Genomic DNA, 14,677 nt, shown 5'->3' with positions numbered 1-14,677 from the left:
ACGAGGCGGCCGTCCAGGCGGGTATCGAACGCCTGATGGCCGGCCGGACGGTCGTGATGGCCGCCCATCGCATGCGGACCGTCCAACGCGCCGACCGCATCGCCTTTCTCCAGGGCGGCCGGATCGTGGAAGAAGGACGCCACGACGAACTGCTGCGCCGCGGCGGCCGCTACGCCGACTTCTGGAACCTCTCCATGGCACCGGTAACGCATGACTGAGCCGGTGAGTTCTGCGCGGGCTCCTTCGAAGGGGCGTTTCCCACCCATCGCCGCACCGGTGATACGGATGTCGGGAACCGAAGGCCATCCGGCACCGAGATGATCAGTCACGTGTCCACACAGTAGCGATGGTCGCTCAGCGCTCCTTCGGGGCTGATGAGCGGACCTGAGGGGAGGGCCGGGAATGCCGCGTGGCGGGCAGGCGCAGGCAGCCGGTTGGGCGGGCACGACCACGGCAGCCCCGGGCCTGCTCGCCTTCACCGGCGCGATCGGGTCGGCTGAACCGCACGCACACGCGGCGGTGCAAATCCTGGTGGTGCTCGACGGCGAGGTGACGCTGACCGACCGGCACGGCCACCGGTGCCGGACCGAGGCCGCGATCATCCCGGCCGGTGTCCGGCACGGACTGCGGGCCGCTCCCGGCGCTCACGGCCTGCTGGCCTACCTCGATCCGGCCCATCCGGCCGGGCGTGCGGCCGGCACCCGCATCGCCATGGCCGGAGACGCGGACATCGCGAGCACCTGGCAGGCCGCCGCCCGCCCGCTGACCGCCACCGCGGTCACCAGCAAGATCACCGGACCGGCGGCTCTGCCTGGCGTGCTGTGCTCGATCGGCCTGCCCACCGGCACGAGAAGACCTCCCGCCGTTCTGTCCCGGGCGCTGGAGACGGTCCCTCAGCTCATCGACGGGCCGCTGTTGCTGAGCGAGATCGCTGCCCGGGTCGGGGTGTCGGCCAGCCGGCTGGGGCATCTGTTCGCCGAGCACCTGCAGCTGCCGTTTCCTGCCTGGCGGCGCTGGGCCCGCCTGCTGCACGCGATAGAGGCAGTGCGCGAGGGTGCCACGCTCACCGAGGCCGCGCACGGCGCAGGCTTCGCCGACAGCTCTCATCTGACCCGCGTCTGCCACGAGATGTTCGGCCTGGCTCCCTCCCGCCTGATCCACCTCCTACGCCCCACTGCCTGAGGCCGGCCGCCTGTCGCCTGATGCCCGACTCAGGACGTCGTCCGGAGCGGAACCCCGCAACGGCATCAGCCGGCCCCGCTCCGTCACCGGGCAGGACCGGCACGGCCTGCTTCGCAGCCCAGCGGATCCATCCAAGCCCGCGAGGGCCGGCGGACACGATGCTGATGCGCATGCTGAAATCTGTTGTCCGCTACGGCTACATGCCGTTCATGCTGCTGGGCGTCAACGGCGCCGCCGTCGCCCTGGCCGCCTCCGGTGCCTCCAAGCTGTGGCTGGTCGGCCTGCTGCTGGCCGCGATCGGCTGCTCGTTCGCCGCCGAACGAGTCCTGCCGTACGAGGCGGAGTGGAACAGCCCGGCCGGAGACGGCGGCCGTGACGTCGCCCACGCCGGCGTCAACGAACTGCTCCTGCTCGTCAGCGTGGGCGTCATTCCGGTGCTGGCCGCCACCGTCACCGTCGCCGACGTGTGGCCGCACTCCTGGCCGTTCGTGCTGCAGGTGCTGCTTGCGGTTCTGGTCGCGGACCTGGGCATCACGCTGACCCACTACGCCAGCCACAAGATCGGTCTGCTGTGGCGGTTCCACGCCGTCCACCACTCGATCAAGCGCTTCTACGGCTTCAACGGCCTGATGAAGCACCCTTTGCACCAGACGCTGGAGATGAGCGCCGGTGTCACCCCGCTCCTCCTCATCGGGCTGCCCGTCGACGTGGCCGTCGCGCTGGCCGTCGCCGTCGCGGTACAACTGCTGCTGCAGCACTCCAACGCCGACTACCGCATCGGCGCGTTGAAGTACGTGCTCGCGCTCAACGAGGGTCACCGCTTCCATCATCTGAAGTGGGCCGGCATCGGTGACGTCAACTTCGGCCTGTTCACCCTGGCCTGGGATCACCTGCTCGGCACCTTCTCCTACGACCCGGCCCGGCGCTTCACCTCCGAGCAACTGGGCATGGCCGCCAGACCTGACTACCCCACCGCCTATCTGGCTCAGCTCGCCGAACCCTTCCGCGCCTCCGGCGCATGCCAGGCGGAACCCACCGGGCATCAGCCCGCCGTCCAGGACGCGGTGTAGACGGCGAAGGCATCGATGGCATCGATGCGCCGCCGAACCCCGGCGGCCGGCGCCGCCGGGGAGCCGAACCGGACCGTCACCACCTCGCCCCGGCCGCGTCCGGACGTCGCGGCGGAAAGACCGGTCGGCTAGTGGGCGGAGGCCTCGCGACCGCCGCCGAGGCGGTCGAGCACGGCCTGTGCGACCTCCTTCTTGGACATGGCGGGCCGCTCGAAGCACATGTCGGCCACCTCGGCGAACGCCGCCGCCCGCCGCTCCCGCAGTTCGATCGCCAGATCCAGCGGCTCCTTGCCGAAACGGGGCCGGTGGGGCCTGGCCGCGATCTTCTCGGCGACGAACGCGGGCGAGGCGTCCAGCCAGACGACCAGTGCCGGTTTCATCGCAGTGCGGCACTCGGGGTCGTCGAGCACGCTGGACGCCGCGGCGATCACCGGTGCGGGCCGCTCGGCGAGCGACTCCTTCAGGTGGTGGGCCTCACGGCCGTGGAGCACCGTGACGCCCTCGCGCTCCGCGATCTCGGCGGCTGTGACGCCGTACCGCTCCTCGAGCCACTCGTCGCTGTCGCGCACCGGCCGGTCGAGGGCCCTGCCGAGTATGCGCGACACGCTGGTCTTGCCCGCACCCATCAAGCCGATCACGACGATCGGAGTCTCATCCGTCAGAACGATCGGCCCTTCAGCCGTCATGGCGCCACCTCCCGTGATCTGCGTACCGGAGCACCGGGCCCCTGCCCGCGCGGAACGCGTTCTACCGGATCGTCCCGCCGGATCGGCATCCCGTGCGGGCGGGGCGGCGAGCACCGGCCGCCCCGCCCGCACGGGGATGTACGGTCCCGCGGCCCGGTTACCCGCGTGCCTGCGGGCGTTCGGCGACGTCGCCGGGGCCCTGGGCGGAGATGCTGTCGAGCCAGGCCCGGTGCAGGCTCGCGAACCGGCCCGAGCGCGCGATGAGCAGGTCGGGCGGGCCGTCCTCCACGATGCGGCCGCCGTCCATGACCAGCACCCGGTCGGCGACCTCGACGGTCGAGAGCCGGTGCGCGATGATCAGGGAGGTCCGTCCCGCGAGGATCGTCCGCATGGCCCGCTGCACCAGCCGCTCGCCGGGGACGTCCAGGCTGGAGGTCGCCTCGTCGAGGATCAGCACGGCGGGGTCGGCGAGGAACGCCCGGGCGAACGCCACCAGCTGCCGCTGCCCCGCCGAGAGCCGGCCGCCCTGCTTGCCGACCTGGGTGTCGTAGCCCTCGGGGAGCGCCGAGACGAACTCGTGGGCCCCGACGGCGCGGGCGGCGGCGACGACCTCGGCCATGGTCGCGTCGGGCCGGCCGAACCTGATGTTGTCCGCGACCGAGCCGGTGAACAGGTAGTTCTCCTGCGTGACCAGGACGACCGCCTCACGCAGCGTGTCCTCGGCGAGGTCGCGCAGGTCGGTCCCGTCCAGCAGGACCCGGCCGGAGACCGGGTCGTAGAACCGGGCGACCAGTTTGGCCAGCGTCGTCTTGCCCGCCCCGGTGGCGCCCACCAGCGCCACCACCTGCCCCGCCGGGACCGTCAGGTCCAGCCGGGGCAGCACCGGGGTGCCGTCCAGGTAGGAGAACTCCACCCCCTCGAAGCGCACCTGCCCCCGCGGCCGCTCCAGCGGCACGGGGTCGCGCGGCTCGGCCACCGCGGGCCGCTCCTCCAGCACGCCGGAGAGCTTCTCCAGCGCCGCCCCGGCCGACTGGAAGGTGTTGTAGAACTGGCTGATCTCCTGCATCGGCTCGTAGAACTGACGCAGGTAGAGCAGGAACGCGGCGAGCACGCCCACCGTGACCTCGCCGCCGACGGCCAGCCACCCGCCGTAGAACAGGACGGCGGCGATCGTGACGTTCCCGATGAGCTTGACGCCCGGCATGAAGACCGCGATCAGGCGCATGCTCCGCACGTTGGCGTCCCGGTAGTCGGCGTTGAGCCGGGAGAAGATCTCCTGGTTGCGTTCCTCGCCGCGGAACGCCTGGACCGCGCGCATGCCGGTCATCGACTCCACGAAGTGCACGATCACCAGTGCGACGGTCTCCCGGGTCCGGCGGTAGGCGATGCTCGACTGCCGCCGGAACCAGCGGGTGAACAGCAGCAGCACCGGCAGCGGGAGCAGCGCGACGAGACCGAGGTGGACGTCCAGGACGAGCAGCAGGACCGCGGTGCCGGTCAGCGTCAGCACGGCGGTGACGAGGCTGTCGAAGCCCGACTGGAGCATCTCGGAGATGGCGTCGATGTCGGAGGTGAGCCGGGAGACGACCCGGCCCGAGGTGTAGTCCTCGTGGAAGGAGAGCGACAGCCGCTGGAAGTGGCGGAAGACCCGCCGCCGCAGCTCCAGGATGATGCCCTGGCCGATCCGGCCGGCCATCCGCAGGAACGCCTGCCGCGTCACCGCCTGGGTCACCGCCGCCGCCAGCACCGCCGCGACGATCACCAGGAGCGCGCCCGGCCCCCGGCCCGCCTGCATCGGCGGGATGCCGGTGTCGATGCCCACCTTGACGAGGAAGGGGATGGAGAGGGAGGCGGCGTTGCAGATCACGATGACCGCGACGAGCAGGATGATCTGGGAACGGTACGGCCTCAGCAGGTCGTTCAGGAGCCGCCGGGAGCGGTCGCGCAGGATGAGCGACTCCTGCTCCGGGACCTCGTCCTGCTTCTCGGCGGCGACGCCGCGCCAGTCCCGCGTGGTCGTCTGCCCGCTCATCGGAGCACCCCCTCGGTGTCCAGGCCGTCGAGGTCGTCGAGGTCGTCGTCGAGATCGTCGTCGAGGTCGTCGTCGAGGTGGGCGGAGAGCAGCGCGCGGTACTCCGGCACGGTCGCCATCAGCTCGTGGTGCCGCCCGACGTGCGCGATCGTGCCGTCCAGCAGCAGGGCGACCCGGTCGGCCAGGAGCACGGTCGAGGCCCGGTGCGCGACGACGATCCCGGTGGCGTCCCGCAGCACGTGCCGGAGCGCCTCCTCGACCAGGGCCTCCGTCTCGACGTCCAGCGCGGACAGGGTGTCGTCCAGTACGAGCACCTTCGGCCGGGAGAGCACGGCGCGGGCCAGGGCGAGCCGCTGGCGCTGGCCACCGGACAGGGACATGCCCTGCTCGCCGATCCGTGTCTCCAGGCCCCACGGCAGCCGGTGGACGAACCCGGCCTGGGCGACCTCGATCGCCGCCTCGACCTCCTCGTCGGTGGCGTCGGGCCGGCCCAGCGTGAGGTTCTCCCGGACGCTCATCGAGAACAGCGTCGGTTCCTCGAAGGCCGTGGCGACCATCGAGCGGAGCGCGGGCAGCGACAGGTCCCGCACGTCGTGCCCGTCGATCGTGACCCGGCCCGCGGTGACGTCGTGCAGCCGGGGGACGAGGGAGGTGAGCGTGGTCTTGCCGGATCCGGTCGCGCCCACGACCGCGACCGTCTCTCCCGGCCGCACCTCCAGCCAGACGTCGCGCAGCACCGGCTCGGCGGCACCGGGGAAGCGGAACTCCACGCCCTCGAAGCGCAGGTGGCCGCGGGGGTCCTCGACCACGCCCCGGCCGCCGACGATGTCCGGCTCGGTGTCGAGCACCTCCGTCACCCGGTCGGCCGCGGTCATCGCCTCCTGTCCCATGGCCAGGATGAAGCCGAGGGACGAGATGGGCCACACCAGCTGCAGCATCAGCGTGGTGAAGGCCACCAGCGTGCCCAGCGACAACGATCCCGAGCCGACCGCGAGCGCGCCCAGCAGCAGCACGGCGGCGAGGGTGACGTTCGGGATGACCTCCAGGAAGGTGAAGAACCGGGCCGAGAGGCCCACCTTCTCCATCGAGGTCCGGTAGACCTTGCGCGCCCCGTCGTCGAAGGTCGCGAAGACGTGCCCGCCGCGGCCGAACGCCTTGATCGTGCGGATGCCTCCCGCGGACTCCTCGACGACGGTGGCCAGGTCGCCCTGCTCGTCCTGGACCCGGCGGGAGATGGCGATGTACCCGCGCTCGAAGCGCATCGAGACGGCCACGATCGGCACCGCCGAAGCGGCGACCAGCAGGCCGAGCGGCCAGTACAGCTGGAACAGCAGGACGGTCACCACGGCGATCTGGAGGGTGATCAGCACCAGGAAGAGCATGCCGAACCCGAGGAAGCGCCGGATGACGGACAGGTCGGTCGTCACGCGCGACAGCAGCTGACCGGACTGCCAGGCGCCGTGGAAGCTCATCGGCAGCCGCTGCAGGTGCCGGTAGAGGTCGTCGCGGATGGCGGTCTCCAGCCCCAGGACGGCGTTGGCCAGCAGCCACCGGCGGACCAGGACGAGCACCGCCTCGATCGTGCCCAGGACGAGGGCGAGCAGCGCGAGGGGGAGCAGGGCGCCGGTGTCGCCGCGGGCGACGGGGCCGTCGATGATCTCTCTTCCGACCAGCGGGATGGTGATGGTGATCCCGATTCCGGCGAGAGAGGTCACCCAGATGACGGTCAGCGGGACGGCGTAGGGACGCAGGTAGGACTTCATCCGCCACAACGAGCGCATCCCGGTCAGATGCGGGCGGCGGGGCCTGTGCGGCCGGCTGGTTTCGGAAGCGTGGTCGGTGGCGGCGGTATCAGGGGGCATCAGCAGGCAGCACACTCCTCACGGTCTTTAGTTGACGCCCCTCACCATTCCCGGTGCGGGGCTCGTTAAGGGTCTGGCTCCCCGGATCGCCTCGCCTGCTGCGGTCGCCTGAACGGGCGCTCCGTCGCGGCAGGGAACCGGGCAGCAGAACCCAAGGCTAAGGAGCCTGTCAATCGGTTTTCGGTACGGCCGCCGCCGGTTTCCCGTACGGCCGCGGCGATCCGGAGGGCCCGGGGCGCGGGCGCGGGCCCGGCACGGTGGAGAACCGTTGCTCCCGAGGGGTCATTACTTTAAGTAACTTAGGAAATACGAAGAGTATGGAAAACGAGGTAAACACCTCCGGACTCCGCTTGTTGATCATAACCGGCGAAGATCCGGCGAACGACGACATCAAACGCCTGGAACGGGCGGCGCGGCAGCGGGGGCACCGGCCGCGCGTCGTCTCCTGGAACGAGCTGAGCGTGGCGCTCGACGACCGGGGCCCACGCCTCTGCGCCGGCGGCGTCCCGCTGGAGGTGGACGGCATCATCCACCAGATGTCCACCGACGCCCTGGACGGGCTCATCATCCTCGGCGCGGTGGAGGAGGACGTCCCGCACATCAACTCCGTGGACGCCGTACTGCGCTCGGCCGACAAGTTCGCCACGCACGTCCGGCTGGTCGCGCACGGCGTCCCCACCCCTCCCACCGCCTTCTGCCCCAACGACCACGAGCTGCGGCTGTTCGCCCGCGACTACGGCTACCCGGTCGTGCTCAAACAGCCGGACGGGGCACGGGGGGCGGAGGTCACCCTCGCGCGCGGGGAGGACGAGCTGCTCGCCAAGGCCGCCTCGATCCGGGATCGGGGGACGCCCCTGCTGGTACAGCGGTTCATCGCCGAGGCCGCCGGGATCAACCACCGGGTGATCGTCATCGGCGGGGCGTTCGTCGCGGCGGTCGAGCAGACGGGCGGCCGGCCGGGGGACTTCCGCTCCAACGGGCCGGGCGACGTGTGCCGGCCGGTGACGCTCACCGAGGAGGAGATCGACATCGTCGAGCGGGCGGCCCGCGCGGCGGAGCTCGACCTGATGAGCGCCGACCTGCTGCGCAGCGAGGACGGCCCGGTCATCCTGGAGACCAACTCCTTCCCCGCGTTCGGCGGGTTCGACCACGTGGACCTGTGCGCCCACATCCTGGATGTGATCGAGCGGAAGGTCCGGGAGCACGTACCGCTGGTGCTGCCGCAGGCGCCGTCCTCGGAGGAGATCCTGGTGGCCGAGGTGGAGGAGGAGCTCGCGATCCACTCCGGGAAGGGGCGGCTGGCCGCCTCCGCCGTACGGGACGACCCGGTCTCCGCGGGAGAGGGGCCTTTCCCGGCCTCGACGTGAGCCTCCCTGCCGGTTGAGTCTCCCGGCCGCCTGAACCGTCCGCGACGCCTGAGCCGTCCGCGATACTTGAGCCGTCCGCGATGCTTGAGCCGCTCGCGGTGCCCGGACCGCCCGGGACGCCAGTCCGTCCCGATACCCCCGCCCGTCACACGTGACCGGCCCGATTCCGATCCGCCGGGACCGCAGCCGGGTAGGAGAAAGGCATGGACCCCCACGCAGTGACCACGAGCGGGCGAGTGCGCGGGCACTGGGCCGGCGGTGTCGCCGAATTCCTCGGCATTCCCTACGCAGCCCCTCCGGTCGGCGCGTTGCGTTTCGCCGCGCCGGTGCCGCCGCGTCCCTGGGCCGGGGTGCGCTACTGCCACGCCTACGGGCCGACCGCGCCCCAGCCGCCGAGCGACTACACCGAGGGCGTGCCCGAGCCGCTCATCGCGGGCGACGAGTATCTCAACCTCAACGTCTTCACGCCCGATCCCGGGACGGCCGGGCTGCCCGTGCTGGTGTGGATCCACGGCGGCGCCTTCAACGGGGGCAGCAACGCCAGCCCCTGGTACCGGGGCACCTCCTTCGCGCGCGACGGCGTGGTGTTCGTCGCCGTCAACTACCGCCTCGGCGTCGAGGGGTTCCTCCCGATCGAGGACGCCCCGGCCAACCTGGGCGTCCTCGACTGGGTCCGGGCGCTGGCATGGGTCCACGACAACATCGCGGCCTTCGGCGGCGACCCCGGCGCGGTGACCGTGGGCGGGCAGTCCGCCGGCGGCCAGGCGAGCGTGACCCTGCTCGCGGTACCGGGGGCCGCCGGGCTGCTCCACCGTGTGATCGACATGAGCGGGGGAGCGGTGCGCTGGGAACCGGCCGAACCGGCTCGCGAGGCGGCCCGCGCACTGGCCCGGCGGCTCGGCGTGCCGCTCACGCGTGAGGCGTTCTCGGCCTTCGCCCCGCAGGAACTGCTCACCGTGTACGGCTCGCTGGGCCCCGGCGACCGGCCCGGAGGCGAGAGAGACCAGGACGCGGGCTCCTCCGGGGAGGAACCCGCGCGGGAGCGCCGCCCCGGTCCGCTCGACGCGATCTTCAGGCCGGGCCCCAAGGGCTTCAACCCGGTCAACGACGGCGAGGTCGTGGCCCGCAGCCCGTACGAGATGATCGCGGACGGCTCCGCGCACCCCGCCGCGCTCCTCGTCGGCGCCACCGCCGAGGAGTTCAACGAGGCCGTCCGGTCCCAGCCCGGCCCGATCGACGAGGAGCAGTACGCCCAGGCGCTGCGCGGCCTGGAGGCGGGGCCGGAGGCCCGGCGCTTCTACGAGGAGCGGCTGACCGCCGGGCTGGAGGTCCTGGGCCAGATCCTCACCGACCGGATCTTCCGGATCCCCACCCTGCGCCTCACCGAGGCCGCCGCGGCGGCCGGCCGCCCGGTGCACGCCTACGAGTTCCGCTGGCGCTCACCCGCGGGCGGGGGAACGGTGGGCGCGGGCCACTGCGTGGACCTGCCGTTCGTCTTCGACAACCTGGACGGCGAGGGCGTGGGCCGGATGTGCGGCCCCAACCCGCCGCCGGACCTGGCCCGGGAGATGCACGCCGCCTGGGTCGCCTTCGCGCGGTGCGGGGACCCCGGCTGGCCGCCGTACGGCCAGGACGGCCGCCCCACCTGGATCTTCGACACCCCCGGCCACCTCGCCCACGACCCCCTGGCCGAGGAGAGCCGCCTCTGGCGGAGCCTCTAGCCCGTCGGCCGGATCACCGGTGGGCCCGCTGGCGCAGGACGCCGACCCCGCCCTCGATGCGTAGTTTCGTGGGCGGCTCCTCCAGATCGGGCCGCCAGTCCTGGACGGGCACCAGGCCGGGCTCGACCAGGTCGAATCCGTCGAACAGGGCCAGCACCTCCTCGTGGGTGCGGAAGGTCGGCTGGGCGGGGGATCCCGCGGTCGAGGCCCGCAGCTGGGCCAGTGCCTCAGGGTCGCTCTCGGCGACGGCCTGGGAGAGCAGCAGGTGACTGCCGGGCGCCATGCGGTCGCGGAAGGTGCGGATGATCCCCGCCGGGTCCTCCTCGTCGGTGACGAAGTGCGTCACCCCGGCCAGCAGGAGCCCGACCGGTTCGGAGAAGTCGATGAACGCGGTCACCTGAGAGTCGCCGAGGACGCCCGCCGGGTCGCGCAGGTCCGCCTGAATGCTGATCACACCTTCGCCGACGGCGAGGATCACGTCGTTGTGCAGCTTCACGACGGGGTCGTAGTCGACGTAGACGACCTTGGCACCGGGGCGGACCTCCGTGGCGGCCTCGTGCACACTCGGTGAGGTGGGGATCCCGGCGCCGAGGTCGATGAACTGCTGCACCCCGGCCAGCGCCATGTGCCGGACGGCGCTGATGAGGAAGCGCCTGCTGGCCTTGGCGACCCGCCGGGTGTCCGGCGCGACCTGCAGCAGGCGGGCGGCGACGGCCCGGTCGACCTCGAAGTTGTCCTTGCCGCCGAGCAGGTGGTCGTAGACGCGGGCGGAGCTCGGAACGCTGGGGTCGACACCGGCGGGCACGCGAGTCAACTCGGGCACGGGACTGTCTCCTTCGTCGGGGGACGAGATGAAGATCATATACAGCCGTGTTCTGCAGATGAAGTCTGTTCCAGGAGGTGCTCCGGGGACAAGGGGAAGCGCCCCCCCGGGCCCTCATCCGAAGAGCAGTACGCGGGCCAGGCCGATCGCCGCCGCGGCGGCGATGAACCAGGCGGTGTTGATCTCGGTGCGCCACTGCAGGAACAGGGCGGCCACGGCCAGGACGACGGTGAGCGGGTCCACGAACGCCTCGCCCGCCAGCTCGATCGTGACCCCCGCCATCAGCGCCAGCGCGGTGGCGTTGACCCCGTCCAGGAACGCCGCGGACCAGACGCGGTCGCGGATGCGGTCGACGATCCGGGTCAGCAGGGCGACGAGGGCGAAGGAGGGGGCGAAGATCCCGACCGTCGCCAGGACCGCGCCGGGCAGCGCCGCGATGACGTAACCGAGGAAGGTGGCGGTGGTGAACACCGGTCCGGGGGTGACCTGCCCGATGGAGATCGCGTCCAGCAGCTGCTCCCGGCTGACCCAGCCGAACCGCTCCACCAGGTCGCCCTCCAGGAAGGCGAGCAGGACGTAGCCGCTGCCGTACAGCACCGCGCCGATCTTCAGGAAGGTCAGGAAGAGCTGGGCCAGCTGCCCGCCCGCGAGATCGGCGAGGCGGGATCCGCCCAGCGCCGACGCCGGCCCGTACGGCCCGCCGCCCAGCAGCGGGACCAACGGCGCCAGCAGCCCGTGCGCACCGTCTCCCGGGGTACGGCTCCCGGCGGTGCGGACCGCCATGACGATCAGCCCGCCGGCCGCCAGCACGGCGAGCTCATGCGCTCCGAGCAGGTAGGCGGCCAGCGCCGCCACGGCGACGGCGCCGGTCAGCCGGCCCTTGACCGCGGTCCGCAGCAGGCCGACCAGAGCCCACACCACGATCGCCACGACCACCGGCTTGATCCCGTACAGCAGCCCCTCGACCGCGGGCGTCTGACCGTAGCGGACGTAGGCCCAGGCCAGGGCGAGCACGATGGCGAAGGCCGGGAAGATGAAGCACACCCCCGCGACGACGAGCCCCCTGCCGCGCGCCCGCTCGTGGCCGAGGTGGATGGCCAGCTCGGTGGAGGTCGGCCCGGGGATGAGGTTGGCCGCGCCCATCAGGTCCACGAAGCGTTCGTCGGAGAGCCAGCCGCGCCGCCGTACCAGCTCCTCGCGCATCATCGCGATGTGCGCGGCCGGCCCGCCGAACCCGATCACCCCCAGCTTCAGGAAGACCGCGGCCACCTCCCGGACCCCGCCGCCCGAACCGTCCGTGCCGTCCGAGCCGGCCATCCGCCCCCCTCACGCGTGAAAGCATACGGTCGGGCAGTATTCACCATTGCGGTGAACGGCGGCGAGACGCCAGGGGAACGCGGCGGGCCCGTTCCTCGACGGCCTCTCACAGATCCAGCCACCGCTGCATGCGGGTGAGCAGCTCCTCGGCGTTGACCGGTTTGGTGACGTAGTCGCTCGCCCCCGCGGCCAGGGCCTTCTCCCGGTCGCCGCGCATGGCCTTGGCGGTGACCGCGATGATCGGAAGGTTGGCGAAGCGCGGCATCTTGCGGATGGCCGCGGTGGCCGCGTAACCGTCCATCTCCGGCATCATGATGTCCATCAGCACCAGGTCGACGTCCTCGTGGTGGGTCAGCGTCTCGATGCCCTTGCGGCCGTTCTCGGCGTAGAGCACCCGCATGCCGTGCAGCTCCAGGATGTTGGTCAGGGCGAACACGTTGCGGACGTCGTCGTCGATGACCAGGACCTTCCGGTCGGCCAGGACGGTGTCCGGCTCGTCCGGGGTCTGGGGCCGCTCGTCGGGGCTGGGCTGGACCAGGGGGAGCACGTCGCCGGGCTGCTGGGCCGAGAGGTGGAGGGTGATGCGCTCGCGCAGCTCGTCGAGGCTGGGCAGGCGCTCCAGCGGCTGGGTGTCGGACCGGCCCTGCAGCAGGTTCTCCTGCGGCCGGGTGAGCGTGCGGGTGTGGTGGGCGAGTACGGGGAGCTCGCGCAGGTCCGGGCTCTCGTCGAGCATGCGCAGGAACTCGGCTGCGGCGTCCTGCCGCATGCCCAGGTCAAGGACGATGCAGTGGTAGTCGTCGCGGCCCAGGGCCTCCAGCGCGGAGGCCGGGTCGTTGGCGGTGGCCACCAGGACCGGCCCGTGCGTCTCGGTCAGGTCGGCGACCACGCTCTCGGCCAGCTGGGACAGCAGCCCGTTGGGCCGGGACTCCACGACGAGCAGCCGCCGCCCGTGCCCGTCGAACGACTGGTCCGTCTCCGGTACAGCGGGCGCCGCCGTGGGCGCCGCGGACGGCGGTTCGCCGGCCCCGTCGCCGGTCTCGTCGGTCGTCGTCCTGGTCACCGAGCCGGGGGCGGGCTCGATGATCGGCAGGTAGAGGCTGAAGGTGCTGCCCTTGCCGACCGCGCTGACCGCCCGGATCTCACCGCCGAACAGGGTGGCGATCTCGCGGCTGATGGACAGGCCCAGGCCGGTCCCGCCGTACTTGCGGTTGGTGGTCCCGTCGGCCTGCTGGAAGGCGTCGAAGATCTGGGAGAGGTTCTCCTCCGCGATGCCGATGCCGGTGTCCACCACGTGGAAGGCGATGGCCGGCTGCCCCTGCGCCCCCGGCAGCCCCGCCTTCTCGATCCGCTCGACGTGCAGCCCGACCCGGCCCCTCTCGGTGAACTTCACCGCGTTGGACAGCAGGTTCCGCAGCACCTGCCGGAGCCGCTGCTCGTCCATGAGCAGTTGCGTGGGCACCTCGGGATCGACGGCGACGTCGAAGCGGAGTCCCTTCTCCGTGGTCAGCGGGCGGAAGGTCGCCTCCACGTAGTCCAGGAGCTGCCGGAGCGGCAGGGGTTCGAGGCTGAGGTTCATCTTGCCGGCCTCGATCTTGGACAGGTCGAGGATGTCGTTGATCAGCTGCAGCAGGTCGGTGCCCGCCGAGTGGATGACGTTGGCGTACTCGACCTGCTTGGCCGTCAGGTTGCGGGCCGGGTTCTGGGCGAGCAGCTGGGCGAGGATGAGCAGGGAGTTGAGCGGGGTGCGCAGCTCGTGGCTCATGTTGGCCAGGAACTCGCTCTTGTACTTGGAGGCCAGGGCGAGCTGCTGGGCGCGGTCCTCCAGTTCCTGGCGCGCCTGCTCGATCTCCCTGTTCTTCGTCTCGATGTCGTGGTTCTGCCGGGCCAGCAGCTCGGCCTTCTCCTCCAGTTCGGCGTTGGAGCGCTGCAGCTCCTCCTGGCCCATCTGGAGCTCGGTGGCCAGCCGCTGCGACTCGGCGAGCAGGGCGTCGGTGCGGGCGTTGGCGACGATGGTGTTGACGTTGACGCCGATGGTCTCCACCAGCTGCTCCAGGAACGCCCGGTGCACCGTGGTGAACCGGCTCAGGCTGGCCATCTCGATCACGCCGAGCACCTGGTCCTCGGAGATGATCGGCAGCACGATCAGGGCGACCGGGGCGGCCGCGCCCAGGCTGGAGGAGACGGTGACGTATCCGGCGGGGGTCTCCTCGACCAGGATGGGCCGCCTGCCGACGGCCGCCTGCCCGACGAGGGAGTCGCCGAAGGCGTGGCGGCGGCCGATCTCCTTGTGGCCGTAGCCGCCCACCACCCGCAGCTCCGGTCCCGACGCGCTCTCCTCGGCCAGCAGGAACGTTCCGTACTGGGCCCCCACGAGCGGGGCCAGCTCGTTCATCACCAGCTCGGCCACCACCGTCAGGTCCCGGTGCCCCTGCATCAGCCCGGAGATGCGGGCCAGGTTGGACTTGAGCCAGTCCTGCTCCTGGTTGGCCAGGGTGGTCTCGCGCAGCGACTTCACCATCGAGTTGATGTTGTCCTTGAGCTCGGCCACCTCGCCGGAGGCGTCGACGGTGATGGAGCGGGTCAGGTCGCCCGAGGTCACCGCGCTGGTCACCTCGGC

At 71.6% G+C, this 14,677-nt stretch carries 10 protein-coding genes and 1 pseudogene; 5 read left to right on the top strand and 6 right to left on the bottom strand.

Annotated elements, in window-relative coordinates; genetic code table 11:
• The 3 genes and pseudogenes from IEZ08_RS37670 to IEZ08_RS37660 form a co-directional block, all read left to right on the top strand.
• Positions 1–218 (top strand): annotated as a pseudogene (locus IEZ08_RS37670) (ABC transporter ATP-binding protein); the annotation flags it as partial.
• Positions 219–402: 184 nt separating this feature from the next.
• Positions 403–1,182, top strand: a complete 780-nt coding sequence (locus IEZ08_RS37665) for an AraC family transcriptional regulator (RefSeq protein ID WP_068923369.1) — start codon at positions 403–405, stop codon at positions 1,180–1,182.
• Positions 1,183–1,352: 170 nt separating this feature from the next.
• Complete coding sequence (locus IEZ08_RS37660; protein ID WP_176728480.1) at positions 1,353–2,252, top strand: sterol desaturase family protein; 900 nt, start codon at positions 1,353–1,355, stop codon at positions 2,250–2,252.
• A 128-nt stretch (positions 2,253–2,380) separates the two neighbouring features.
• Here IEZ08_RS37660 and IEZ08_RS37655 read toward each other — a convergent pair whose 3' ends face one another.
• From IEZ08_RS37655 to IEZ08_RS37645, 3 genes are all read right to left on the bottom strand, one after another.
• Complete coding sequence (locus tag IEZ08_RS37655; protein ID WP_084780060.1) at positions 2,381–2,938, bottom strand: shikimate kinase; 558 nt, start codon at positions 2,936–2,938, stop codon at positions 2,381–2,383.
• A gap of 157 nt (positions 2,939–3,095) precedes the next feature.
• Complete coding sequence (locus IEZ08_RS37650) at positions 3,096–4,970, bottom strand: ABC transporter ATP-binding protein (protein WP_068923371.1); 1,875 nt, start codon at positions 4,968–4,970, stop codon at positions 3,096–3,098.
• A complete protein-coding gene (locus IEZ08_RS37645) occupies positions 4,967–6,832 on the bottom strand; it encodes an ABC transporter ATP-binding protein (RefSeq protein ID WP_189244087.1) in 1,866 nt (621 codons plus the stop codon). Before IEZ08_RS37645 ends, IEZ08_RS37650 begins: the two co-directional genes overlap by 4 nt.
• A 350-nt stretch (positions 6,833–7,182) precedes the next feature.
• Here IEZ08_RS37645 and IEZ08_RS37640 point away from each other — a divergent pair, with 350 nt between their 5' ends.
• Together IEZ08_RS37640 and IEZ08_RS37635 are read left to right on the top strand one after the other, a co-directional pair.
• Positions 7,183–8,199, top strand: coding sequence for an ATP-grasp domain-containing protein (locus tag IEZ08_RS37640; RefSeq protein ID WP_141703941.1), 1,017 nt, complete (start codon positions 7,183–7,185; stop codon positions 8,197–8,199).
• Positions 8,200–8,402: 203 nt separating this feature from the next.
• Positions 8,403–9,920 (top strand): carboxylesterase/lipase family protein, encoded by a 1,518-nt coding sequence (locus IEZ08_RS37635; protein WP_189244086.1) that lies wholly within the window; start codon positions 8,403–8,405, stop codon positions 9,918–9,920.
• 13 nt (positions 9,921–9,933) lie between these two features.
• On the opposite strand, the gene IEZ08_RS37630 is transcribed toward IEZ08_RS37635, so the two are convergent.
• From IEZ08_RS37630 to IEZ08_RS37620, 3 genes are all read right to left on the bottom strand, one after another.
• Positions 9,934–10,743, bottom strand: a complete 810-nt coding sequence (locus tag IEZ08_RS37630) for an SAM-dependent methyltransferase (protein ID WP_203863707.1) — start codon at positions 10,741–10,743, stop codon at positions 9,934–9,936.
• 114 nt (positions 10,744–10,857) lie between these two features.
• A complete protein-coding gene (gene chrA, locus IEZ08_RS37625) occupies positions 10,858–12,060 on the bottom strand; it encodes a chromate efflux transporter (RefSeq protein ID WP_189244084.1) in 1,203 nt (400 codons plus the stop codon).
• Positions 12,061–12,166: 106 nt separating this feature from the next.
• Positions 12,167–14,677 (bottom strand): response regulator (locus IEZ08_RS37620; RefSeq protein WP_189244083.1); only part of this gene is annotated, 2,511 nt, incomplete at its 5' end.

The organism is Planobispora rosea (assembly GCF_014648175.1).
In the GTDB taxonomy this organism is placed as follows: Bacteria; Actinomycetota; Actinomycetes; order Streptosporangiales; family Streptosporangiaceae; genus Planobispora; species Planobispora rosea.
Note: the sequence above shows the minus strand (reverse complement) of the source record. Positions and strands in the feature narration are given on the sequence as shown.

Bases quoted from the DNA above. Each gene is read 5' to 3' on its own strand.
- IEZ08_RS37665 (WP_068923369.1), top strand. From the start codon at position 403: ATGCCGCGTGGCGGGCAGGCGCAGGCAGCCGGTTGGGCGGGCACGACC.
- IEZ08_RS37660 (WP_176728480.1), top strand. From the start codon at position 1,353: ATGCTGAAATCTGTTGTCCGCTACGGCTACATGCCGTTCATGCTGCTG.
- IEZ08_RS37655 (WP_084780060.1), bottom strand. From the start codon at position 2,938: ATGACGGCTGAAGGGCCGATCGTTCTGACGGATGAGACTCCGATCGTC.
- IEZ08_RS37650 (WP_068923371.1), bottom strand. From the start codon at position 4,970: ATGAGCGGGCAGACGACCACGCGGGACTGGCGCGGCGTCGCCGCCGAG.
- IEZ08_RS37645 (WP_189244087.1), bottom strand. From the start codon at position 6,832: ATGCCCCCTGATACCGCCGCCACCGACCACGCTTCCGAAACCAGCCGG.
- IEZ08_RS37635 (WP_189244086.1), top strand. From the start codon at position 8,403: ATGGACCCCCACGCAGTGACCACGAGCGGGCGAGTGCGCGGGCACTGG.
- chrA (WP_189244084.1), bottom strand. From the start codon at position 12,060: ATGGCCGGCTCGGACGGCACGGACGGTTCGGGCGGCGGGGTCCGGGAG.